This is a genomic window from Salinibacterium sp. M195, assembly GCF_019443965.1.
Classification (GTDB): Bacteria; Actinomycetota; Actinomycetes; order Actinomycetales; family Microbacteriaceae; genus Rhodoglobus.
Window position 1 is genome coordinate 1397448 of record NZ_CP040814.1, and the last position, 21274, is coordinate 1418721.

Below are 21274 nucleotides of genomic sequence, written 5' to 3' on the forward strand. Positions count from 1 at the left end.
GCATGTCTGAGAGTAATTCGATCGATATCAAGCCTCGTTCCCGCACAGTAACTGACGGAATTGAAGCCACTACGTCGCGTGGAATGCTTCGCGCTGTTGGTATGGGAGACGCTGACTGGGATAAGCCCCAGATCGGTATTGCGAGCTCCTGGAACGAGATCACGCCGTGCAACCTTTCCCTTGATCGGCTCGCTCAGGCGGCGAAAGAGGGTGTGCACGCTGGTGGCGGATACCCGCTCCAGTTCGGCACGATTAGCGTTTCTGACGGCATCTCGATGGGCCACGAGGGAATGCACTTTTCGCTGGTGAGCCGCGAAGTTATCGCTGACTCCGTTGAGGTCGTCATGGAGGCCGAGCGCCTCGATGGTTCGGTCACTCTCGCGGGCTGTGACAAGTCGCTGCCTGGCATGCTCATGGCCGCGGCACGACTCAATCTCTCCTCCGTGTTCCTGTACGCGGGGTCTATTGCTCCTGGCTGGGTCAAGCTCAGCGATGGCACTGAAAAAGACATCACGATCATTGACTCCTTCGAGGCTGTTGGTGCTGTGAAGGCTGGTCGGATGACCGAAGCCGACGCTAAGCGCATCGAGTGTGCTTTCGCGCCAGGCGAGGGTGCCTGTGGCGGTATGTACACGGCAAACACGATGGCGAGCGTTGCGGAAGCGCTGGGAATGAGCCTTCCCGGATCCGCAAGCCCCGCATCCGCTGATCGTCGTCGCGACTACTTTGCGCACCGTTCGGGCGAAGCCGTCGTCAACCTGTTGCGTCTCGGCATCACATCACGCGACATCATGACAAAGAAAGCGTTCGAGAACGCGATCACCGTCGCGATGGCGCTCGGTGGCTCGACCAACGTTGTGCTGCACATCTTGGCGATCGCCAGCGAAGCTGAAGTCGACATCACGCTCGATGACTTCAACCGCATTGGCGACAAGGTTCCTCACTTGGGAGACCTCAAGCCCTTCGGCAAATACGTGATGAACGATGTCGACCGTCACGGTGGATTGCCCGTGCTCATGAAGGCACTCATGGAAGAAGGGCTCATCCACGGAGACGCTCTCACTGTGACGGGCAAGACTGTGGCCGAAAACTTCGCTGAGATGGATATTGATCCTCTCGATGGTGAAGTTCTTCGCACGATTGACAACCCCATCCACCCCACCGGTGGGCTCACGATTTTGAGTGGTTCACTCGCCCCTGAGGGTTCCGTGGTGAAGACTGCTGGCTTCGATCTTTCGGAGTTCGAGGGCCCGGCCCGCGTGTTTGAGCGCGAGCGTGAAGCTCTGGATGCGCTCACCGCCGGCACTATCGAGGCGGGTTCCGTCGTCGTCATTCGCTATGAAGGTCCCAAGGGCGGACCGGGTATGCGTGAGATGCTTGCCATCACCGCGGCCATTAAGGGCGCTGGGCTCGGCAAAGATGTACTACTCTTAACGGACGGACGATTCTCAGGCGGCACAACCGGACTGTGTATCGGCCACATAGCTCCCGAAGCAGTAGACGCAGGTCCTATTGCCTTCGTGCGCGATGGTGATCTGATACGGGTCGATATCGCAGCTCGCTCGCTCGACTTACTTGTCGACTCCGCTGAGCTCGAAGCCCGCCGAAAAGGCTGGGCCCCCCTCCCTCCGCGTTACACGCGAGGCGTTCTCGCCAAGTATTCGAAGCTTGTGCAGTCCGCCGCTCGTGGTGCGGTCACCAGTTAGCGCCAGCTCACCATTCGACTTAAAGGATTCACACATGTCCTCTGAACCCGCACCGCGGCCGAAGAGCACTACGCCGGATATTCTGACCGGCTCAGGTGCAATTTTGCGCAGTTTGGAAAAGCTGGGCGTGAAAGACGTCTTCGGCTTACCCGGCGGCGCAATCATGCCCTTCTATGACGAGTTGATGGCATCCACTGCTATCCGTCACATTTTGGTTCGCCACGAGCAGGGTGCCGGTCACGCTGCAGAGGGCTATGCCTCGTCGTCCGGAAAACTTGGCGTCTGCATCGCCACGTCGGGCCCGGGAGCAACCAACTTGGTTACGGCCATTGCGGATGCCCACATGGACTCCGTGCCGCTGCTTGCGATCACCGGTCAGGTGTTTTCGACCTCGATGGGAACCGATGCGTTCCAAGAGGTAGATATCTCCGGAATCACGATGCCCATCACGAAGCATTCGTTCCTCGTCACGAAGCCGGAAGACATCCCGGCGACTCTGGCAGCGGCGTACCACATCGCGACGACGGGCCGCCCTGGCCCGGTGCTCGTCGACGTGACGAAGGACTGCCAGCAGGGAACCGCCCCGTTCATTTGGCCCCCCAAGGTCGACCTCCCCGGCTACCGCCCCGTCATGAAGGCGCACGGCAAGCAGGTTCAGGCAGCAGCGCAAATGTTGGCTGAGGCCGAACGCCCCGTCTTCTACGTTGGTGGCGGCGTTGTGCGTTCCGGCGCTTCGGCAGAGCTGCTCGAGTTGGCGACTCTCGTGGGCGCGCCCATCGTGACGACGCTGATGGCTCGCGGAGCCTTCCCGGACTCCAACGACTTGAACCTCGGGATGCCGGGAATGCATGGCGCTGTGCCTGCTGTTCTCGCCATCCAAGAGTCCGATTTGCTCATCTCGCTCGGAGCTCGCTTCGACGACCGGGTTACGGGCAAGCCGAGCGAGTTCGCTCCTCTGGCTAAGGTCGTTCACGTCGACATCGACCCTGCCGAAATCGGCAAGATTCGTGCCGCAGAGGTGCCCATTGTTGGCGACGCGAAAGACGTCATCATCGACCTCACGGCGGCGTTCGCTGAAGCCAGCAAGCAGACCACACCGGATTACACCGCATGGTGGGAACGCCTCAACTCGCTGCGCAATCAGTTCCCGCTTGGCTTCACCGAACCCGACGATGGGCTGCTGTCACCGCAGTACGTTATTCAGCGCGTTGGTGAACTCACCGGCCCCGAGGGCATCTTTGCTGCCGGTGTTGGACAGCACCAAATGTGGTCGGCGCAGTTCATCAAGCATGAACGCCCCAACTCGTGGCTCAACTCTGGTGGTGCCGGAACCATGGGCTACGGCCTTCCCGCCGCCATGGGTGCCAAGGTTGCTAACCCGGATCGCCCCGTCTGGGCCATTGATGGTGACGGATGCTTCCAGATGACCAACCAGGAGCTTGCAACCTGCACGATCAACAAGATCCCGATCAAGGTTGCGATCATCAACAACTCAAGCCTCGGCATGGTTCGCCAATGGCAGACACTGTTCTACGACGGACGCCACTCGTTTACTGATCTCAACACCGGTCACGACACCGTGATGATCCCCGACTTTGTGAAGTTGGGCGAGGCCTACGGTTGCCTCGCCATCCGCGTCACCAAGAAGGAAGAGATCGACCCGGCCATCAAGCTTGCGCTTGAGACCAACGATCGCCCCGTTGTAATCGACTTCGTTGTGAGTCGCGATTCAATGGTGTGGCCAATGGTGCCGCAGGGTGTCGGAAATTCAAGCGTGCAGTATGCCCGCGACCATGCCCCCGAGTGGGAAGAGGAGTAGAGCCATGGGTCACGTACTTTCCCTCCTGGTCGAAGACAAACCAGGTCTGCTCACCCGTGTCGCCGGACTCTTTGCCCGGCGTGGGTTCAACATCCAGTCGCTGGCTGTTGGTTCGAGCGAAATTGAAGGCCTGTCGCGCATCACCGTTGTGGTGGATGTCGACGAGCTACCCCTTGAGCAAGTCACGAAGCAGCTCAACAAGCTCATCAACGTGATCAAGATCGTGGAACTCGACCCTGACCAGTCGGTCACTCGGGAACACCTCCTGATCAAGGTGCGGGTCGATAACACGACTCGCTCACAAATTCTCGAAGCGGTAAACCTGTTCCGTGCCCGCGTGGTCGATGTCGCATCTGATGCGCTCATCATCGAAACCACGGGGGACTCGGGCAAGATTCAAGCATTCCTCCGAGTGCTCGAACCCTACGGGATCAAAGAAATTGCTCAAAGTGGATTGTTGGCTATGGGCCGCGGTTCCAAGAGCATCACCGACCGAGTTTTCAAGAACTAACAGCACAAACAACTAAGGAGAATCACTACTGTGACCGAGATCTTTTACGACGACAACGCTGACCTCGCGCTCATCCAGGGCAAAAAAGTAGCTGTCATTGGTTATGGCTCGCAAGGCCACGCCCACGCACAAAACCTGCGCGACTCGGGCGTTCAGGTCAAGGTTGGCCTCAAGGAGGGCTCAAAGAGCATCGCCAAGGCAACCGACGCCGGTTTCGACGTTCTCACGAGCGCTGAAGCGGCTAAGTGGGCTGACGTTGTTGTCATCCTTGCTCCGGACCAGAGCCAGCGCGGCCTCTTCGCTGACGACATCAAGGACAACCTTGATGCAGGAAACGCTCTCGTTTTCGGACACGGCTTCAACATCCGTTTCGGCTACATCGACGCTCCAGCAGATGTCGACGTCATCCTTGTTGCGCCCAAGGGACCGGGCCACACCGTTCGTCGCGAGTACGAAGCAGGCCGCGGCGTTCCCGTGATCGTTGCTGTTGAAAATGATGCAACCGGTTCCGCTTGGGACCTCGCCTGGTCGTACTCCAAGGCACTCGGCGGACTCCGCGCCGGTGGAATCAAGACCACGTTCACTGAAGAAACCGAAACCGACCTGTTCGGTGAGCAGGCTGTTCTCTGTGGTGGAACGTCACAGCTCGTACAGTACGGCTTCGAAACTCTCATCGAGGCTGGCTACCAGCCCCAGATCGCCTACTTCGAGGTTCTTCACGAGCTCAAGCTCATCGTTGACCTCATGTGGGAGGGCGGCATCGCCAAGCAGCGTTGGAGCATCTCCGACACCGCTGAGTATGGCGACTACGTTTCAGGCCCCCGCGTCATCGATGCATCGGTTAAGGACAACATGAAGGCTGTTCTCGCCGACATCCAGTCTGGTGCTTTCGCTGACCGTTTCATCAAGGATCAGGATGCCGGCGCCCCCGAGTTCCTCGCTTTGCGGGCCAAGGGGCAGAATCACCCGATCGAAGAAACCGGCAAGGAGCTTCGCGCTCTCTTCGCTTGGAAGCAGCAAGACTCCGACTACACCGACGGTTCAGCTGCACGCTAACTTTCGCTAGTCACGACGACGGCCGTTCCGCTTTGTGCGGGGCGGCCGTTGGTCGTTACGTCGTGGTCGGCGCTGATTTGGCCGATCGCGCCTACTTCGGTGGCAGTGTTGTGCCGCGATCGGGCCAACGCAAGGTCGGTTCGGCCTCGGGTACCGGGCCGGGGGTTCCTGTTCCGACCCAGATGACAGTTGCCAATAGTTGTTCAAGGCGCGAACCAATGAACGCGGCAGCGACCAGTGGTGCGTATAGCGCGCCCAGATAGCTGGCGGAGAGCACGAGATTGAGGTTGCGACCCCACGCCAGCGCGGCAATGGCGGGAGCTGCCGCAAGCAGCAGCCAGAACGGTGTTGCGATGATGCCCAGGACGACGGCACCAATAATGGCGAGCACTCCGAGACTCAGCTGGGTGATAATCGCGACGCCGAGGGCGCCGGCATGGCGGGCATAGCGTTCCATGCCAACGGATGCCCACATCACGCGAGCGCGAAGCTGATGCACTCCACTATCGATGAGGGCAATCCGAAAGTCTTCGTCAGCGGTTCTTCTGAGTTCTAGCCGCTGATCGGCGGGAGCCTGCCTCGCGTTGTGTGTGAGTGAGTCGTGCAACACCGCCGGCAGGGTTTGTTTGCCGAAGCTCGCGATGAGCCCCCACAGAAACGGCGGCACCGAGGCGAAATCGGTGCTGTTGCCTTCGCCAGGTGGCTTGGTCAGGTCGTGGGCCGGAATCGTCAGCACACGCCCGCTGTCGCGCGGATCACGCCAACCAAATTCCTCGGCAACCTGAAAATCCCGGCCAAGACGGTAAATGAGGGGAAGGCCAAAAAGCGTGGCTCCGTGGCGATCGGTGAATGGCATTGTCGACTCCTCGATCGATCGTGCGTCTGCCAGCACGATCTTGTTTCTGGAGACTAGTCTGTCGGAGTGACAACGAACTCGCAGCGAATCTCGCCACCTTCCCGCTCACATTCGGCAGCGGCTTCCCGGATATTCGGAGCAGTTCGGCTTATTGCTGCGGCGCTCGTTCTCGCCAGCATCGCTACCCAAGTGATCGAAGAGTCGCTCCATAACGACTTCGTCGCAACGGAGTACTACAGCTACTTCACGATTCAATCGAGCCTGATCAACATCGTGATTCTCGCGCTGAGCGGGGTTGTAGCGCTGCGCCTCAGAGAAGAATCAACCCTCTTGGGAGTCCTGCGGGCATCCGTCGTCTCCTACGCCGTTGTCACCGCTGGCGTCTACAACGTGCTGTTACGGGGACTACCCGACGATGGCTATATCGGTTCGCAATGGCCCAACGAGGTAATTCATGTCTGGGTGCCACTGTTCTTGCTTCTTGACTGGCTGCTGGCTCCCGGACGGCCGATGCTCCGGATGCGCGACGTGCGCATCGTGCTCATTTACCCGATTGCCTGGTTGGTCTTTACGTTTGTGCGCGGCGTCATTGGCGGCTGGTTCCCGTACCCATTCTTGGAACCAAACGGGCCGGACGGATTGGGTGGGGTCGCACTTTACGTGGTGGGGATCGCTGCCTTCATCGTGGGCATCGCTCTCGTGCTGATCGCGATTAGTCGCGCGCGCTCAGCAAATACCGATCGGCTGTGGGCGTCACGCCGCGACTAACGGTGTGAGCTAGCAGGTCGGCCAGGCATCAGTGGGCACATACCCGCACAGCGCACGGTAATCAGTCAGGTCCGTAATGGCGACGGCGTCGGCGGAGCGCTCATAATGCTCTTCGGTGAACTCGCCGGTGAAGGCGTTGTACCTCGTCGCGCGGTTAATCAATGGCGTTCCCACTTGCGCGGCAATCTTGATGGCTTCGCTAGTGACGATCGAGGCGATCACGCTGACAGCACCCGGGAATATGCCGTGCACCGCATTCATGTCTACGGCCGCAAGTTCGGGCGGCAGCGGGTACAGATCACGGAAGCCCGCACCGCGAGCCGGCCACGATACTCCGGCCTGAGCGCCGAACTCACAAGCCCAGCCCCACACCAGCGGGATGCCGGTGATTTCGGCAGCGTCCGCCGCGAGGTAGTGAGTGGGATAGTTGTCGCTGCCGTCCACAACCAAGTCATAGTCGGCAAAGAGAGCCAGGGCGTTCTCAGGAGTGAGTTTCTCGTCGATCGCCACAACGGTGGTGGCGGGGCTGAGATCGGCCACCCTTTCGACCGCAGACACGACCTTCTTGTGGCCAACATCCAAGAGCCGATGGATGTGTTGGCGGTGCAAATTGCTGAGCTCAACCCGGTCGTCGTCAATCACGCCGACGGTTCCGACGCCTGCCGAGGCGAGCGACGGTATGACCGTACTGCCGACGCCACCCGCGCCGATTACGAGCACGCGAGAGCGCGCTAAATTCTCTTGCGCCGTCTCGCCAAAGTGGGTTAGCGCGAGCTGGCGGCTGAACCGCTGATCCATGAATTTATTCTTCCATCGTGACCCTGAGTATTGCGGTGAGAAACACTAAAGATCAGCGCTCTGCCCGTGAACTGGGGGTTCTGGGAGCGTGCACTGAGACGATTCTCGAGCTGATTTTTCTAGCCGAGGGGCAGCGCGCTCGATGGCAGGAAGTCGAGATTTATGCCTTCGCCCTGAAGAACGAGACTTCCTCCCGTCGGAATGATTGCGGTGACGAGTTCGAGAGCAGAGAAAAAGCGGCTATCGAAGTCCATGAGTGCGTCTTCGCAGGCGCGCCGTGTCGAGGCAATCGCCCCCAGCGAGAGCTCGGCAGGCTCACCCGTGAACGTCGTGCTGTAGTTGTTGCAGGCCGATTGGCCCGAAACGCTGTTGCCCGAAATCACGAGCGTGATGTCGTGGTCGGTGCCATCGACATTCAACGGACCGGTGCCGTCACGGCCGTCAAGGTAGATCCAGGCGCCGTCAATTCCTTCGATGGGAATTGCGTCACCCGGTGTTTCCTCGACGCCCAGACCGGGGTCGCCCTCTAACGGCGGCTCATCTGCCCCGGCATTCGAGGCCGGGCCGGCGCAGGCGCCGAGGGCCAATATGCTGACGGCGAATAGTGGCACAACCTTCTGAAGCGCGGATCTCACCGAAATTATCTGTGCGGACATTTTTTCCTCCTACAGACATAGACGAGGAACTACGCAGTTTCGTTGGGCTATCCGCAAAACATTTAGATTGCCGCGAGGAGGCAGAGGGTGATGAGCGCGAGCTGGCCGAAGTAGCGCGGCCAGAACGGCGTTGCCGCCTTGCCGAATCGTTTCGGGTTCTCGGACGCATAGACGTTGGCCGGGAACACCGCAATCAGGAACACGATGAGCGCGACACCGGTAATGAAGCGGGTGGGTTCCCAGAGCAGACCAAGACCCCCAGCAACTTCGCAGAGTCCAGTGACGGTGACGAGAACGGTGGGGGAGGGCAGCCACTTCTGGCGCAATGCCGGCGGGATCATTGCCCGCATGGTGCGGGCCGGGGCGGCCACAAAGTGGCTGACGCCCATGCCGATAAAGGCGAGCGCGAGGGCGATACGCAACGCCCATTGGGCAATCTCGACAGCATCCATGATGGGTCTATCGTCGCACTGAGTCGTCACATGGCAACGGCGGCTGCCCGTCGCCACTAAAGTTGTTGTAGTTGTCTACTCAAGCAGCCTTCGTTGTGTTAGCGCGAAGTCCCCGCGAATTGAAGGATCAGATCTGTGGCTAAGCCGATCGTTGTGATCGCCGAAGAACTTTCCCCCGCAACAGTTGACGCCCTCGGGCCCGACTTTGAGATTCGAAATGTTGACGGCACTGACCGTGACGCATTGAAGTCTGCGCTCTCTGACGCGCAGGCCGTTCTCATCCGTTCAGCAACACAAATGGATGCCGATGCTCTTGCTGCCGCGCCTAGCCTGAAGGTTATTGCGCGCGCCGGTGTTGGCCTCGACAACGTGGATATCAAGGCGGCAACTGCTGCTGGTGTCATGGTGGTAAACGCCCCAACGTCGAACATCATCTCGGCTGCCGAGCTGACCGTTGGGCACATTTTGAGCTTGGCGCGTCACATTCCTGCCGCTTCTAGCGCTCTGGCGCAGGGGCAGTGGAAGCGTTCGCAGTACTCAGGCACCGAGCTTTTTGAGAAGACGATCGGCATCATCGGCCTCGGCCGTATTGGTGGTCTCATTACTGAGCGCATGCAGTCCTTCGGCACGAACATCATTGCCTATGACCCCTACGTGACAGCAACTCGCGCGCAGCAGATGGGAGTCACGCTCGTCTCGCTCGATGAGCTCCTCGAGCGTTCAGACTTCATCACGATCCACATGCCCAAGACCCCCGAGACAACGGGCATGATTTCGACCGAGCAGTTTGCTCGCATGAAGTCGACGGCCTACATCGTGAACGTTGCCCGCGGTGGCCTCATCGACGAAGACGCGCTCTACACGGCGCTCAAGTCGCACCGCATTGCTGGTGCCGGCCTTGACGTGTTCGTGAGCGAGCCGCCAACAGGGTCGCCGTTGCTGGCCCTCGACAACGTCATTGTCACCCCGCACCTCGGCGCTTCGACCGCTGAAGCGCAAGAAAAGGCTGGCGTTTCGGTAGCCAAGTCGGTTCGTCTCGCCCTCGGAGGCGAGCTGGTGCCTGACGCAGTGAACGTTGCTGGTGGCATCATCGACCAGAGCGTGCGCCCCGGCATCCCGCTCATGGAAAAGCTTGGCCAGGTCTTCTCTGGTCTCTCAGACAGCCCGCTCACGAGTGTTGACATTGAGGTTCGCGGCGAGATCGTTGAGTTCGATGTCAACGTGCTCAAACTCGCTGCTCTCAAAGGCATCTTCACGAATGTGGTTTCGGAGACGGTCAGCTACGTCAACGCACCGGTTCTCGCCGAGCAGCGTGGCCTCACGGTTCGTTTGATTACGGATGCCGTGAGCCCCGAATACCGCAACCTGCTGACCATTCGTGGTTCGCTTGCTGACGGTTCGCAGGTTTCCGTTTCGGGAACCCTGGTCGGAAACAAGCAGCTCGAGAAGATCGTCGAGATCAACGGCTACGACATCGAGGTTCCGCTCGCTGACCACCTCATTGTGATGATGTACGAAGACCGCACCGGAATCGTCGCTGTGTTCGGTAAGGAATTCGGCGACGCCAACATCAACATCGCAGGCATGCAGATTGCGCGCGAAAGTGTCGGCGGCAACGCGCTGTCAGTGCTTACCGTCGATTCGCAGGCATCCGCTGATGTTCTCGCGACCGTGGCTGAGCGCATTGATGCTCGCTACGTGCACGCGATCGACATCGTCGACGCTTAGTCATTTCGTTCGCGCCCTCGTGGCGTGAGCAACACGAAAGGCGCGCCCCGAGCAATCGGGACGCGCCTTTCGTGTGTGTTGAACGTAGTGGTCGTTAGATGGTTTCGTCGGGGGTTGTGGTCGTGCGACGTTCGCTGACGGAGTTATTGACTCCGTCGTTGTTGTGCACGGTGGTTACCGAGGTGCGCTTACGCATCATCAGCACGAGGCCGAGGACGAATACGACAGCTCCGGCGATCATCAGGATGTAACCGATGAGGTCGAAGTTCACCCCTGCAACTTGAAGGTCGAGCGCGAAGGTAAGAATCGCGCCAATAACTACTAATACAATTCCGGTTCCGATACTCATGTGCCCAATTTTAGCGCGCCTCGTACAGTCCGCAATCAGAAAACACTCAGGAATGCCATATTTATGCGTCCCAGAGCGCGCAGTCGCCTCGACGCTGCTGCCCGCACCGTGCCCACAGCGGTACTGTAATTACATGCCTTCTCAGATCAAGCTTGCAGTCATTCCCGGTGATGGTATTGGGCCAGAAGTTGTGGCCGAGGCCCTCAAAGTTCTGAAGGCAACCGGTGTGGATGTCGCACCCACCGAGTTCCCTTTCGGTGCGGCTCACTACCTTGATTCGGGCACCATTCTCGAAGACTCCGACATCGCTGAACTTGCGAAGCACGACGCGATCCTTCTGGGCGCCGTCGGGGGAGACCCTCGCGATCCTCGTCTCACGGGTGGCATCATCGAGCGCGGCCTCCTCTTGAAGCTGCGTTTTGCGCTTGATCACCACGTCAACCTGCGCCCGACCAAGATTTTCCCCGGCGTGACGTCACCGCTGGCTGACGCCGGCGAGGTCGACTTTGTTGTCGTGCGGGAGGGCACCGAGGGCCCCTACGTGGGCAATGGTGGGCGCATCCGCACCGGCACTCCTCATGAGATTGCCACTGAGGTGTCGATCAATACGGCCTTCGGGGTCGAGCGTGTAGTTCGATTCGCTTTCGCGCAGGCCATGTCACGTCCGCGCAAGAAGCTCACACTCGTGCACAAGACCAACGTGCTCGTTCACGCGGGCAGCCTGTGGCAGACCACTGTCGACCGAGTTTCGCAAGAATTCCCCGCCGTTGACGTCGATTACATGCATGTCGACGCGGCAACGATTTTCATGGTCACAAAACCGAGTAGATTTGACGTTATAGTCACCGACAACCTCTTTGGTGACATCCTTACAGACCTCGCAGCGGCCATCAGCGGCGGCATCGGTTTGGCCGCCTCCGGCAATCTCAACCCGAGCGGGGCATTCCCCTCGATGTTTGAGCCGGTTCATGGTTCAGCGCCCGACATTGCGGGAAAACAACTCGCTGATCCCACGGCGGCAATCCTGTCGATTGCATTGCTGCTGTCACAGTTCGGCGAATCGGATGCCGCGGCCCGCGTTACTGCGGCCGTTGAAGCCGATCTCAGCGCCCGTGGCGACACCGCACGGTCCACGTCTGAGATTGGCAGTGCAATTGCCGACGCTGTAGCGCAGAATTAACCCACCGCCATTATGGCTGTACGTCATTAAGGACATCTGATGAAGAATCTGCTGGCTGATCGCCCCCTCACTTTCATGGTGAAGAAGAACCAAGAACCCCGCTCGATCGAAGAGCGTGACGCGGTGTTGGCTAACCCGGGCTTTGGGGTGAACTTCACCGACCACATGGTCGACGTCTGTTGGTCAGAGATGGGTGGCTGGCACCGTCCGCGCGTGCAGCCGTATGGACCCATTGCGCTTGACCCCGCTGCCGCAGTGTTGCACTACGGCCAAGAGATTTTCGAAGGTCTGAAGGCGTTCCGTCACGAGGATGGTTCGATTTGGTCGTTCCGCCCCGAAGCTAATGCTGCGCGGCTGCAGCGTTCGGCCCGCCGCATGGCGCTGCCGGAGCTGCCGATTGCGGCGTTTATCGATTCGCTCAAGCAGATCATTGCTGTCGATGGCGACTGGGTGCCGAATGCTCCCGAGACCAGCTTGTACTTGCGCCCGTTCATGTTCGCGAAAGAGGCGTTCCTTGGCGTGCGCGCGGCGAAGAAGGTCAACTACTACGTGATCGCGAGCCCTGCTGGCGCCTACTTCCCCGGTGGGGTGAATCCGGTGTCGATCTGGATCTCCACGAACTTCACTCGCGCAGGCAAGGGTGGAACGGGAGCAGCAAAGACCGGTGGAAACTATGCGTCGTCGCTGATCGCTCAGCAAGAAGCTGCTGAGCATGGTTGCGCCCAGGTGTTGTTCTTGGATGCCGAAGAGGGCAAGTACATCGAAGAACTCGGTGGCATGAACGTGGTTCTCGTCAAGAAAGACGGAACTCTCGTTACCCCGCACTCGGAGTCGATTCTTGAGGGCATCACGCGCGACTCGGTGCTTCAGCTTGCTGAAGACCGCGGCCACAAGGTTGAGCGTCGTCGCGTCACACTCGAAGAATGGCGCGAGGGCGTTGAGTCTGGCGACATCACCGAAATGTTTGCGTGCGGTACCGCTGCGGTTATCACGCCGATCGCTCTGCTCAAGGGTGATGGCGTTGAATTTGGGTCGGCGGATGCTCCCGCCGGCGAACTGACGATGTCGCTGCGCGAAGAGCTCACCGACATCCAATATGGCCGTCGCGAAGATAAGCACGGCTGGATGATGAGGCTCGACGCATGAAGGTAGCTCGTTTCAGCGTTGGCACGGGAGCCCGCTACGGCATCATCGATGGCGACGAAATTGTCGTGCTCACCGGTGACCCGATGTTCAACGGCTTCGAGCCCACCGAGGAGCGCTTGCCGCTGTCGGAGATCAAGATGTTGGCGCCGGTGATTCCGCGCTCGAAAGTGGTGGCATTCGGTCGCAACTATGCCGAGCACGCCAAGGAGCTCGGCAACGAAGTTCCGGATGCTCCCATGATGTTCATCAAGCCGAACACGTCTGTGGTCGGCCCCGGCGATGCCATCATGTTGCCGCCGCAGAGCGAAGAGATCGCGTTTGAGGGTGAGCTTGCCGTGATCATCGGCAGCATTGCCAAGAACGTCGCGGTCGAAGACGCTGACAGCGTGATTTTTGGCTACACGATTGCTAACGATGTGACCGCCCGCGACCTTCAGAAGAAGGACGGCCAGTGGTCACGAGCGAAGGGCTTCGACACGTTCTGCCCACTGGGGCCCGTGATCGAGACCGAGTTCGTGGTGGCGTCGCAGAGCATCCGCACGACGGTGAATGGTGACCTGAAGCAAGACGGAACCGTTGACCAGATGATTCATTCGGTAGCGGCGCAGATTGCCTATGCTTCAGCAGCATTCACGCTGTTGCCCGGCGACGTGATTCTTACGGGAACCCCCGCGGGCGTCGGACCATTGGTGCATGGCGACACCGTCGAGATCACGATCGAGGGCATCGGCACGCTGAGCAACCCGGTGCGCCGGGCTTCGCGCTAGAGCGCACAATTCTGGGTGCAGGGGCTGCTTTCGGCAGCCTCTGCCACGCAGGCTCGTCTCGCATAGAATGGTGGCAATGTCTGCGCCATTTTCTACTGCAACCGCTTCCGACGTTCGCGTTCGGTTTTGTCCGTCACCTACCGGTACGCCCCACGTTGGGCTGATCCGCACTGCCCTGTTTAACTGGGCGTATGCGCGCCACATGGGCGGCAAGATGGTGTTCCGTATTGAAGATACGGATGCCGCTCGCGACAGCGAAGAGAGCTATCTGCAGCTTCTCGACGCGATGCGCTGGTTGGGGCTGGACTGGGACGAAGGCGTCGAGACCGGTGGGCCGAACGAGCCATACCGTCAGTCGCAGCGCACCGACATCTACCTTGAGGTCATCGAGAAGCTGAAGGCTTCCGGTCACCTCTACGAGACTTTTGCGACGGGTGAAGAGATCGAGGCCCGCAACGTGGCTAACGGTCGCGACCCCAAGCAGGGTTACGACAACTTTGAGCGCGACCTCACTGCTGAGCAGATCGCGGCATTCAAAGAGGAGGGCCGCCTGCCGGCTCTGCGTTTGCGCGTGCCTGACTCTGACCTCAGCTTTGACGACCTGGTTCGTGGCGACATCACGTTCCCCGCTGGTTCGTTCTCTGACTTCGTTGTCGTGCGCCCGAATGGTGCTCCGCTGTACACGTTCGTGAACCCGGTGGATGACGCGCTCATGGGCATCACGCATGTGCTGCGCGGTGAAGACCTGCTCTCGAGCACTCCTCGCCAGATCGCCCTTTACACGGCGCTCATTGAGATCGGGCTGACGGATGCGATTCCGCGCTTCGGTCACCTTCCTTACGTGATGGGCGAGGGCAACAAGAAGCTCTCCAAGCGTGACCCTGAGGCGAGCCTGTTCCACCACCGTGACCGCGGGTTCATCCCCGAGGGTCTCATCAACTACCTGTCGTTGCTCGGCTGGTCGCTTGCTCCCGACCGCGACGTGTTCTCGGTCGAAGAGATGATCGCGGCGTTCGACGTTGAGAATGTGACGCCGAGCCCGGCCCGTTTCGATGTGAAGAAGGCGGAGTCGCTGAATGGCGACCACATCCGTCTCTTGTCGGCAGAAGAATTTGCGGCACGTCTCGTGCCGTACCTCGTTGCTGCTGACGTGATTTCGGCTGAGCCCACTGAGGTTGAGCTGACGATGCTCGCGGCTGCCGCACCGCTTGTGCAGGAGCGCATGCAGTTGCTGGGCGACGCTCCCGCACTGTTGCAGTTCTTGTTCACCCCGGATGCTGAACTCACGGTTGATGCCGATGCAATGCCGAAGGCCGAGGGGCCTGAGGTGCTGGATGCCGCTATCGCCGTGCTGACCGATCTCGATTCGTGGACACACGATGCAATCGAAGCGGCTCTCCGCGCCGAACTTATTGACGTGAAGGAAATGAAGCCACGTCTCGCGTTTGGTCCGTTGCGTAGTGCGGTCGCTGGCCGCCGCATCAGCCCGCCACTGTTTGAGTCGATGGAACTGTTGGGCAAGGAATCGTCGTTGGTTCGCCTGAAGGCGCTGCGCGCACAGCTATGAGTGAGCAGTTCGACTGGGATGTTGTCATTGTCGGCGGCGGACCGGCCGGACTGAGCGCTGCCCTGAACTTGGCGCGGGCACGCCGTCGCACTCTGGTGCTCGACAGCAATCGCCCCCGCAACTCGGCGACGTTCCACTCGCACGGCTTTCTGAGCCGCGATGGTATTTCTCCTCTCGAGCTTCGCAAGATGGGCCGTGAGGAGCTCGAGCAGTATCCGAACGTGGCGTTCGAGCGCACGATCGTTGAGGGTATTGAGCCGCTGGTCGCTGCTGATTTTGCGGATGCTGTTAGCGCTGACGAGGGCGCATCTGCGGCCGTCGGCGCGGGCTTCACTGTGACGCATCGCGGGGGAGCGGTCACGACCCGCACCGTGCTGATCGCGACGGGGTTGCGTGAGGTTCTGCCGAAGCTTCCGATGCTGCGCGCGTTCTATGGCACGAGCATCCACTCGTGCATGGAGTGTGACGGTTACGAGTATGCCGATAAGCCGATTGCCTTGATTGGGCACACGGATGACTTGGCCGAGCGCGCGCTGCTGCTCTCGCAGTGGAGCCGCGACCTCATTGTTTTCACGCAGGGCATTGGCCAGGTGAGTGACGCTGATGAGGCCATGCTCGCGGAGCGTGGTGTTCGCGTAGATCGTCGTGAAGTGGCGGATGTCGCGGGCGACCGTGATGGCCTGAACGGCGTTGTGCTTGCCGACGGCGAGACGATTGCGCGCGAGGCCGCGTTTGTGCGCCCTGACTATGAGACGGCGCTCGACTATGCGGCGGGCCTGCAACTCGCACTCGACGCGGAGGGTCTGATTGTCGTGGACGCTGCCGGCCGCACCAGCACGGCAGGGGCCTATGCGATCGGTGATGCCACCCCGCCCGGCCCCCAACAGCTCATCGTTGCCGCGGGTGACGGCGCTGAGGTTGCCGCGGTCATCAACCGCGACTTGCTCTAGGAGTCACTTCGCCGCGCGGCCACGTGTCCGCAGCATGGTGACGAGGCACGCCGCGAACATTACCGCTGTAATCGGGGCCCAGACTGCTCGCTCGACGACGCTCGGCGTGATGAGATTCAGGATGACGCCCACACCCGCATAGGCGGTGGTGATCCAGGCGAGCACGGCGATGAGTCGGCGTGGGGCGAATCTCAGGGGGCCGCGTTCGGTGCGAGCGAGCATTGCTGCCGCCATGACAAGAACGAGGGCGGCAGAGACGCCCGCAAAGATGCGGCCCTGAGCGGGGAGCGTTCCTTTGTTCGCCCCGCCTTGGGTATATTCGCCGATGGGTGCTCCGAGAACGACCGCGAGCTGGAAGAGCGCGACGAGGGTGAAGAGTGTGGCAGCGATAGTGGCGCCGATGCGCGCAGCGCGGTGGATGGGGTTGGCGTTGTCGTTCATCGGGCGGGCTCCTTGTGGTCGGCGAGTTGGGCTCGAAGCTCATCGAGCCAGATAATTTCGGCGCGCGCGTGGGCTCGTCCCGATTCGAGCGTTGCGTATTGCAGCTGAATGGCGAGAGTGGTTTTCGAGGGTTTGTGGGGTGCGCTCGAGGCGAGGGCGTCGAGGGTTGTGAGAAGTTCCTCGGCAGCGGAGCGGCGTTGGTCGAGCAGGTCGATCACGCCCGCAGTGCCGAGCGACGCGGCGAAGAATAGCCGCAGCAGAAAAGGTTCGCGGGAGTTGTCTGGTTCGAGGGGTGAGGCCAGCCACGCCTCCAATGCTTCTCGACCCGGCTCGAGTAACGAGTACAAGCGGCGGTCGGGTCGGGTTGCCTGCTCGACGGTGGTGCTTTCGACAAGGCCGTCGGCTTCGGCGCGGTGGAGGGTGCGGTAGAGCTGCGACTGATCGGCTGGCCAGAAGTGTGCGGCGGTTGTGGAGAATGCTTTGCCGAGTTCGTAGCCCGTCATGGGCTGAATCGCGACGAAACCGAGCACAGCGTGGAGGAGAGACATGCTCCGAATATAGGACAAGTCCTATATGGCGTCAAGGAGTGAACCACAACCCGCTCAGGATGCGCTAAAGTAGTAAATCGGTTCGGCTGCGGTTGAATCCTGTGGGGTATGGTGTAATTGGCAACACGGAAGATTCTGATTCTTTTGTTCTTGGTTCGAGTCCAGGTACCCCAGCAAACCATCTAGGGAGTCGCTCCCGCTCAGCCCGGCTTACGCCGGGCTTTTTCTTTGCCGACTTCTCGAGGATTTAAGCGCCACCACACGCTCCAGAGCTGCTGTGCGCCGGGTCATCAGGAAGAACCAGACAGCGGGCCTCTCGGTGATCGCGCACTTTGGATTGGACAAGCAACGCTCGTGGGTAGGCGCTGACGGCTTACCCAGTCGACCGTTTGTGTGTTAATCACTTTCGAGCAACGTGGATTCTCTTGCTGTTGCCGATAGTATCTGCCCATGTCAGATGTGCGAAAATTCCTCGAAGAACACTTGAAACCTCTGGCTGGTGCCTTTCTTTTCGTAGGCGCAGGCCTCTCGCGACGCTATGCGACGTTGCCGAACTGGGAAGGGCTGTTGCGGGAGTTCGCCGCCTACACTGAACAGCCGTTTGAGTACTATCTGGGCGCAGCCGGAGGTAACTTGCCCGCTGCAGCATCGCGGATTGCAGACGACTTTTATGAGATCTGGTGGAAAACTGATGAGTTCAAAGAATCGAGGGCGCTTCATGCAAGCGATGTGAAGGATGGATCCTCAGCCTTAAAAATTGAGATTGCACGATTCGTGAACATGAAGATGGCCTCGAGTACTATCCCTGAGGACCTTCGTGAGGAATGGGCGCTACTCCAGTCTGCGACGGTAGACGGCGTAATTACCACAAACTATGATTCGCTTCTGCAACTGGCCTTTCCAGACTTTGAAGTTTTTGTCGGCCAAGAACAACTACTTTTCTCAGAGGCGCAAGGGATTGCGGAGATTTACCACATCCACGGCGCGGCGATAGATCCAGCCTCGCTTGTGCTTACTGCGGCCGACTACAAAGATTTCGATCTGCACAACCCGTACCTGGCGGCGAAACTTCTCACAATATTTGTAGAACATCCAGTGTTGTTCATGGGCTACAGCATGGGCGACGAAAACATTCAAGGAATCTTGCGAAACATTGTTTTTGCGCTGCGTGACGAGAACATCGGGAAACTCCAAGACCGACTGATCTTCGTTGAGTGGGAGCGTGATGTAGTTCCATCTATCTCGAACAGTGTGATTGTCGTCGACGGCACCCCGATTCCTGTAACGAGGATCAAAGTTCCTGACTTTGTCGATATATTCGCGGCCCTCGGGGCGCGGCAACGAGCTCTATCAGCGAAGATGGTGCGCCTCCTAAAGGAGCAGGTGTACGAAATCGTCCTGAACAACGACCCTAAGGGGCGCTTGTTTGCGTATTCGGACGTCGACGCGGACTCTGCAAAAGATATATCCGTGGTTTTCGGGGTCGGAGCTAAGGCCGCGCTGGTTGGGATTACAGGCATAGGCCGATCTCAGGTGCTTGCGGATGTTTTGGACAATCCGTCAGGAGGCTACCCGGCAAAGGAGATTTTGTCTCTACACATCTCAAAAGTTGGGGCGAACGTTTGGTACCCGGTCTTCAAATATTTGAGCGAGGCCGGGCTATCAACGGGGAACGAGCTCGTCGCGAATGCGCAGCTTCCGAGTCGAGTAATCGAGCACGCAAACCGCAATAGGGAAAAAATTGTGCTCAAGGTGCAGGACAGGCGACGTAAGTCCATGAGTGCACTTCTGAAGGACCATGACTGGAAATGGGCGTTCACACATATTTTGGAACTCCCATCTTTCACCAACGATTTGGTCGGCCTAAAAGAATTCTTAGTGAGCCATGCCGACAAGGTCGACTCGAAACGATGGGGAACGGACTACGCCAAGGGTGTTGTTGTTTACGATTACCTAAAGTTCGCTGCTACGCCTAGCGAGTGGAGTGCTGCGAACAGTCGCTGATCGCCTAGCTGGACTCAGAATTGGGACTACTGGCAGAACTGATGACTCATCGGTTCTTGTATTGAAGCACGTCAATCAGTGCAGCATTGCGCTCCTCGAGCAGCGTCTGCATGTAGCGCCGCAAGAACAGCTTCTCCACGAGGCGCCCGAGTGGCCCGAAGGGGGCCGCGAAGGTGAGGCGATCCTGCATGTGGGTGCGGCCGTCGATCTCGGTGAAGAGGTGCTCGTGGTGGTAAACGGCGAAAGGGCCGCGGACTTGTTCATCCGCAAACCGGTGAGGAGCATCCACGTCAAAAATTCGGATCGTCAGCCGCAGCGGAAGACCGAAGTGTCGAGCCGACCACGTGACGACGTCGCTCTCGGCGAAGTGGCCCGTGGTGCGGCCCGCGACGACTTTTTCGTGGTGGTGCGTCATCGAATCAAGGTGCAGGTTCACGCTCAACGACAACGCGCACACCTCAGCGATAGGGGCATCGAACACAGTGTCGAGCACGATCACCTGGGTCATAGTTCGAGCCTACTGTTCGGCAGTGCGGGCCCGTGCGTACTATTCGCAGGCGACCCCGTCACCATCACGGTCGAGTCGCGGTGTTTCGTATCCGGCCTGGCCTGCATAAAGCGGTGCTGCCCCCGCGGCACGCACAGCCGTGCAGTTGGCGTAATACGCAGAGGCGGGAGCCGGTGCCGGCGCGGGTGCAGCGACGGGCGCGGGTGCCGGTGCCGGCGCGGGTGCAGCAACGACCGGTTCAGGCTCGGGAGCCGGGGCGGGGGCCGGTGCCGGAGTAAATGCGGAAGTCACTGCCCTCTGGTCGGGGCAAGAATCGAGCACCGCCACCATGGCGTCGTGCTCAGCCGTCGTCACCCAGAGTCCGTAGGTAGCCTTGACGGAAATCTGAGCGGCAACGTAGGAGCAGCGAAAGCTCTTGTTCGACGGCAACCACGTTGCTGTGTCCCCAGCACCCTTTTGGGCATTCGACTTTCCGTCGACCGCGAGCAGGTTGATGGGGTCATTCGCAAGAGTGATGCGCTGCTCTTGCGTCAATTGCTGCGCGCCAGTTTGCCACGCGTTGGAGAGCGAGACCACATGATCGATTTGAACCAACGCTGACGTCGCATTTCCTCGAAGAAAATCGATCTGCGCATTGGTGAAGGGCGAGACGAGCTGACCGGTGAGTACCTTGCACGATCCACTTTTCGTGGTCGCGGTGAGATCTCGGGCCAAAATGTCATTGCGGGTGTCACAGCCGTTGCGATCCACATCTAACCAGGCCGCACCGAATTTTGCCGTGCGGGCGTACCCGGTCTTAGGGGCTTTCCCCTTCACCGGGAGTGTGGCCAAAAGTGCGAGGGCAGTTGTGTCTGTGAGCGAGGTGTCGAGGATGCTCACTGTTGCAGGAGATGATGGCGCCGTTGCTGTTTGAGGGTCGGCGGGAGCATCCACGCTGAAAGCAGCACCTGCGATGGCCGTCCGTGTTGCTGTCGGAGTAGGAGACGAAGATGGAGTGGCCGTTTCGGAAATCTGCACACCATCGGCGACTTGCTCAACCGGAGCGCTGCTGGCGCCGACTGCGCCGCCAACGAATGTGGCGAACAGGCTCGCGGCGATAACAATTGCACCTGCCTTGCGCGACGGCACAGACGCCCATGAGCGACGGCCACTAATCAGCACGTAGATTCCCGTGAACAAACCAAAGAATGCTGCGAGAACTAGCACTGCTGCGATCCCGGCGGAGACGAGCGTAATAAAAGCGAACAGAACAAGAACGGCGCCGACGATCCAAGTGCTCAGCGTTGGTTTGAACCACTCAGGTGCTCGGTGCACGATAGGTGCAGTCTTTGGCGCGAATTTGTTACTCCACTGAGCGCCATCCCACCACCGATTCTTGCCCGAACCGTCGTCGTACCAGCCCGCTGGCGCCTGCGGTGCCTTGGGAGATTTGTTGCTAATTAGGCGCAGCCAAGACATGTGATC

Annotated in this window: 21 protein-coding genes and 1 tRNA gene; 13 read left to right on the forward strand and 9 right to left on the reverse strand. The window is 59.6% G+C overall.

The annotated features are described in order from the left end of the window. Positions 1–2: 2 nt before the first annotated feature. From ilvD to ilvC, 4 genes are read left to right on the forward strand one after another with little or no spacing between them, the layout of a single operon-like run. Entirely contained in the window at positions 3–1706 is a 1704-nt protein-coding gene (gene ilvD, locus FFT87_RS06675) for a dihydroxy-acid dehydratase (protein WP_219950527.1), read from the forward strand. 34 nt (positions 1707–1740) lie between these two features. After that, positions 1741–3525 carry an acetolactate synthase large subunit gene (locus FFT87_RS06680; protein ID WP_219950528.1) on the forward strand — a complete coding sequence of 595 codons (1785 nt, stop codon included), beginning with the start codon at positions 1741–1743 and terminating at the stop codon, positions 3523–3525. Positions 3526–3529: 4 nt separating this feature from the next. Further along, entirely contained in the window at positions 3530–4036 is a 507-nt protein-coding gene (ilvN, locus tag FFT87_RS06685) for an acetolactate synthase small subunit (protein WP_197106147.1), read from the forward strand. A gap of 30 nt (positions 4037–4066) precedes the next feature. Then, positions 4067–5092 carry a ketol-acid reductoisomerase gene (ilvC, locus tag FFT87_RS06690; RefSeq protein WP_219950529.1) on the forward strand — a complete coding sequence of 342 codons (1026 nt, stop codon included), beginning with the start codon at positions 4067–4069 and terminating at the stop codon, positions 5090–5092. A gap of 91 nt (positions 5093–5183) precedes the next feature. Here ilvC and FFT87_RS06695 read toward each other — a convergent pair whose 3' ends face one another. Beyond that, a complete protein-coding gene (locus FFT87_RS06695; protein ID WP_219950530.1) occupies positions 5184–5948 on the reverse strand; it encodes a DUF1353 domain-containing protein in 765 nt (254 codons plus the stop codon). 66 nt (positions 5949–6014) lie between these two features. Between FFT87_RS06695 and FFT87_RS06700 the strand changes: the two genes are divergently transcribed. Beyond that, on the forward strand, positions 6015–6716 hold the full coding sequence (locus FFT87_RS06700) for a Pr6Pr family membrane protein (RefSeq protein WP_219950531.1): 702 nt from the start codon (positions 6015–6017) through the stop codon (positions 6714–6716). Positions 6717–6725: 9 nt separating this feature from the next. On the opposite strand, the gene FFT87_RS06705 is transcribed toward FFT87_RS06700, so the two are convergent. The 3 genes from FFT87_RS06705 to FFT87_RS06715 all read right to left on the reverse strand — a co-directional run bounded on the left by FFT87_RS06705 (position 6726) and on the right by FFT87_RS06715 (position 8622). Beyond that, the gene (locus tag FFT87_RS06705) at positions 6726–7514 is read right to left on the reverse strand and encodes a HesA/MoeB/ThiF family protein (RefSeq protein WP_219950532.1); all 789 of its coding nucleotides are present in this window, start codon (positions 7512–7514) and stop codon (positions 6726–6728) included. 119 nt (positions 7515–7633) lie between these two features. Next, positions 7634–8170, reverse strand: coding sequence for an META domain-containing protein (locus FFT87_RS06710; protein ID WP_219950533.1), 537 nt, complete (start codon positions 8168–8170; stop codon positions 7634–7636). Positions 8171–8232: 62 nt separating this feature from the next. Further along, positions 8233–8622: a DoxX family membrane protein gene (locus FFT87_RS06715; protein ID WP_255560103.1), complete on the reverse strand. Its 390-nt coding sequence runs from the start codon at positions 8620–8622 to the stop codon at positions 8233–8235. A gap of 135 nt (positions 8623–8757) precedes the next feature. Between FFT87_RS06715 and serA the strand changes: the two genes are divergently transcribed. Then, positions 8758–10350 carry a phosphoglycerate dehydrogenase gene (serA, locus tag FFT87_RS06720; protein WP_219950534.1) on the forward strand — a complete coding sequence of 531 codons (1593 nt, stop codon included), beginning with the start codon at positions 8758–8760 and terminating at the stop codon, positions 10348–10350. Between the two features lie 94 nt (positions 10351–10444). Here serA and FFT87_RS06725 read toward each other — a convergent pair whose 3' ends face one another. Then, positions 10445–10699, reverse strand: coding sequence for a DUF6458 family protein (locus FFT87_RS06725; protein ID WP_219950535.1), 255 nt, complete (start codon positions 10697–10699; stop codon positions 10445–10447). A 133-nt stretch (positions 10700–10832) separates the two neighbouring features. On the opposite strand from FFT87_RS06725, the gene FFT87_RS06730 reads away from it, so the two are divergent. The 5 genes from FFT87_RS06730 to FFT87_RS06750 all read left to right on the forward strand — a co-directional run bounded on the left by FFT87_RS06730 (position 10833) and on the right by FFT87_RS06750 (position 16309). Further along, positions 10833–11879, forward strand: a complete 1047-nt coding sequence (locus FFT87_RS06730) for a 3-isopropylmalate dehydrogenase (protein WP_219950536.1) — start codon at positions 10833–10835, stop codon at positions 11877–11879. Positions 11880–11918: 39 nt separating this feature from the next. Further along, complete coding sequence (locus FFT87_RS06735) at positions 11919–13025, forward strand: branched-chain amino acid aminotransferase (protein ID WP_219950537.1); 1107 nt, start codon at positions 11919–11921, stop codon at positions 13023–13025. Next, positions 13022–13792 carry a fumarylacetoacetate hydrolase family protein gene (locus FFT87_RS06740; RefSeq protein ID WP_219950538.1) on the forward strand — a complete coding sequence of 257 codons (771 nt, stop codon included), beginning with the start codon at positions 13022–13024 and terminating at the stop codon, positions 13790–13792. Before FFT87_RS06735 ends, FFT87_RS06740 begins: the two co-directional genes overlap by 4 nt. A 76-nt stretch (positions 13793–13868) precedes the next feature. Beyond that, entirely contained in the window at positions 13869–15359 is a 1491-nt protein-coding gene (gene gltX / locus FFT87_RS06745; RefSeq protein WP_370628574.1) for a glutamate--tRNA ligase, read from the forward strand. Continuing rightward, positions 15356–16309 carry an NAD(P)/FAD-dependent oxidoreductase gene (locus FFT87_RS06750; protein ID WP_219950540.1) on the forward strand — a complete coding sequence of 318 codons (954 nt, stop codon included), beginning with the start codon at positions 15356–15358 and terminating at the stop codon, positions 16307–16309. The genes gltX and FFT87_RS06750 overlap by 4 nt, the downstream gene beginning before the upstream one ends. 3 nt (positions 16310–16312) lie before the next feature. On the opposite strand, the gene FFT87_RS06755 is transcribed toward FFT87_RS06750, so the two are convergent. Both FFT87_RS06755 and FFT87_RS06760 read right to left on the reverse strand, forming a co-directional pair. Continuing rightward, a complete protein-coding gene (locus tag FFT87_RS06755) occupies positions 16313–16750 on the reverse strand; it encodes a hypothetical protein (protein ID WP_219950541.1) in 438 nt (145 codons plus the stop codon). Continuing rightward, complete coding sequence (locus FFT87_RS06760; protein ID WP_219950542.1) at positions 16747–17298, reverse strand: PadR family transcriptional regulator; 552 nt, start codon at positions 17296–17298, stop codon at positions 16747–16749. The genes FFT87_RS06755 and FFT87_RS06760 overlap by 4 nt, the downstream gene beginning before the upstream one ends. Before the next feature lie 102 nt (positions 17299–17400). Here FFT87_RS06760 and FFT87_RS06765 point away from each other — a divergent pair. Both FFT87_RS06765 and FFT87_RS06770 read left to right on the forward strand, forming a co-directional pair. Further along, positions 17401–17472, forward strand: a tRNA-Gln gene (locus FFT87_RS06765). Between the two features lie 276 nt (positions 17473–17748). Continuing rightward, on the forward strand, positions 17749–19302 hold the full coding sequence (locus tag FFT87_RS06770; RefSeq protein WP_219950543.1) for an SIR2 family protein: 1554 nt from the start codon (positions 17749–17751) through the stop codon (positions 19300–19302). A gap of 46 nt (positions 19303–19348) precedes the next feature. On the opposite strand, the gene FFT87_RS06775 is transcribed toward FFT87_RS06770, so the two are convergent. Both FFT87_RS06775 and FFT87_RS06780 read right to left on the reverse strand, forming a co-directional pair. Then, a complete protein-coding gene (locus FFT87_RS06775; RefSeq protein WP_219950544.1) occupies positions 19349–19810 on the reverse strand; it encodes an SRPBCC family protein in 462 nt (153 codons plus the stop codon). A gap of 39 nt (positions 19811–19849) precedes the next feature. Beyond that, on the reverse strand, positions 19850–21268 hold the full coding sequence (locus FFT87_RS06780; RefSeq protein WP_219950545.1) for a DUF1524 domain-containing protein: 1419 nt from the start codon (positions 21266–21268) through the stop codon (positions 19850–19852). Between the last annotated feature and the right edge of the window lie 6 nt (positions 21269–21274).

Excerpts from the sequence above, each read along its gene's own strand:
- FFT87_RS06770 (WP_219950543.1), top strand. The coding sequence starts at position 17,749 with ATGTCAGATGTGCGAAAATTCCTCGAAGAACACTTGAAACCTCTGGCT.
- FFT87_RS06715 (WP_255560103.1), bottom strand. The coding sequence starts at position 8,622 with ATGGATGCTGTCGAGATTGCCCAATGGGCGTTGCGTATCGCCCTCGCG.
- FFT87_RS06735 (WP_219950537.1), top strand. The coding sequence starts at position 11,919 with ATGAAGAATCTGCTGGCTGATCGCCCCCTCACTTTCATGGTGAAGAAG.
- FFT87_RS06780 (WP_219950545.1), bottom strand. The coding sequence starts at position 21,268 with ATGTCTTGGCTGCGCCTAATTAGCAACAAATCTCCCAAGGCACCGCAG.
- ilvN (WP_197106147.1), top strand. The coding sequence starts at position 3,530 with ATGGGTCACGTACTTTCCCTCCTGGTCGAAGACAAACCAGGTCTGCTC.
- FFT87_RS06705 (WP_219950532.1), bottom strand. The coding sequence starts at position 7,514 with ATGGATCAGCGGTTCAGCCGCCAGCTCGCGCTAACCCACTTTGGCGAG.
- FFT87_RS06680 (WP_219950528.1), top strand. The coding sequence starts at position 1,741 with ATGTCCTCTGAACCCGCACCGCGGCCGAAGAGCACTACGCCGGATATT.
- ilvD (WP_219950527.1), top strand. The coding sequence starts at position 3 with ATGTCTGAGAGTAATTCGATCGATATCAAGCCTCGTTCCCGCACAGTA.
- FFT87_RS06750 (WP_219950540.1), top strand. The coding sequence starts at position 15,356 with ATGAGTGAGCAGTTCGACTGGGATGTTGTCATTGTCGGCGGCGGACCG.
- FFT87_RS06710 (WP_219950533.1), bottom strand. The coding sequence starts at position 8,170 with ATGTCCGCACAGATAATTTCGGTGAGATCCGCGCTTCAGAAGGTTGTG.
- FFT87_RS06740 (WP_219950538.1), top strand. The coding sequence starts at position 13,022 with ATGAAGGTAGCTCGTTTCAGCGTTGGCACGGGAGCCCGCTACGGCATC.
- gltX (WP_370628574.1), top strand. The coding sequence starts at position 13,869 with ATGTCTGCGCCATTTTCTACTGCAACCGCTTCCGACGTTCGCGTTCGG.
- FFT87_RS06730 (WP_219950536.1), top strand. The coding sequence starts at position 10,833 with ATGCCTTCTCAGATCAAGCTTGCAGTCATTCCCGGTGATGGTATTGGG.
- FFT87_RS06725 (WP_219950535.1), bottom strand. The coding sequence starts at position 10,699 with ATGAGTATCGGAACCGGAATTGTATTAGTAGTTATTGGCGCGATTCTT.
- FFT87_RS06755 (WP_219950541.1), bottom strand. The coding sequence starts at position 16,750 with ATGAACGACAACGCCAACCCCATCCACCGCGCTGCGCGCATCGGCGCC.
- FFT87_RS06775 (WP_219950544.1), bottom strand. The coding sequence starts at position 19,810 with ATGACCCAGGTGATCGTGCTCGACACTGTGTTCGATGCCCCTATCGCT.
- FFT87_RS06760 (WP_219950542.1), bottom strand. The coding sequence starts at position 17,298 with ATGTCTCTCCTCCACGCTGTGCTCGGTTTCGTCGCGATTCAGCCCATG.
- FFT87_RS06695 (WP_219950530.1), bottom strand. The coding sequence starts at position 5,948 with ATGCCATTCACCGATCGCCACGGAGCCACGCTTTTTGGCCTTCCCCTC.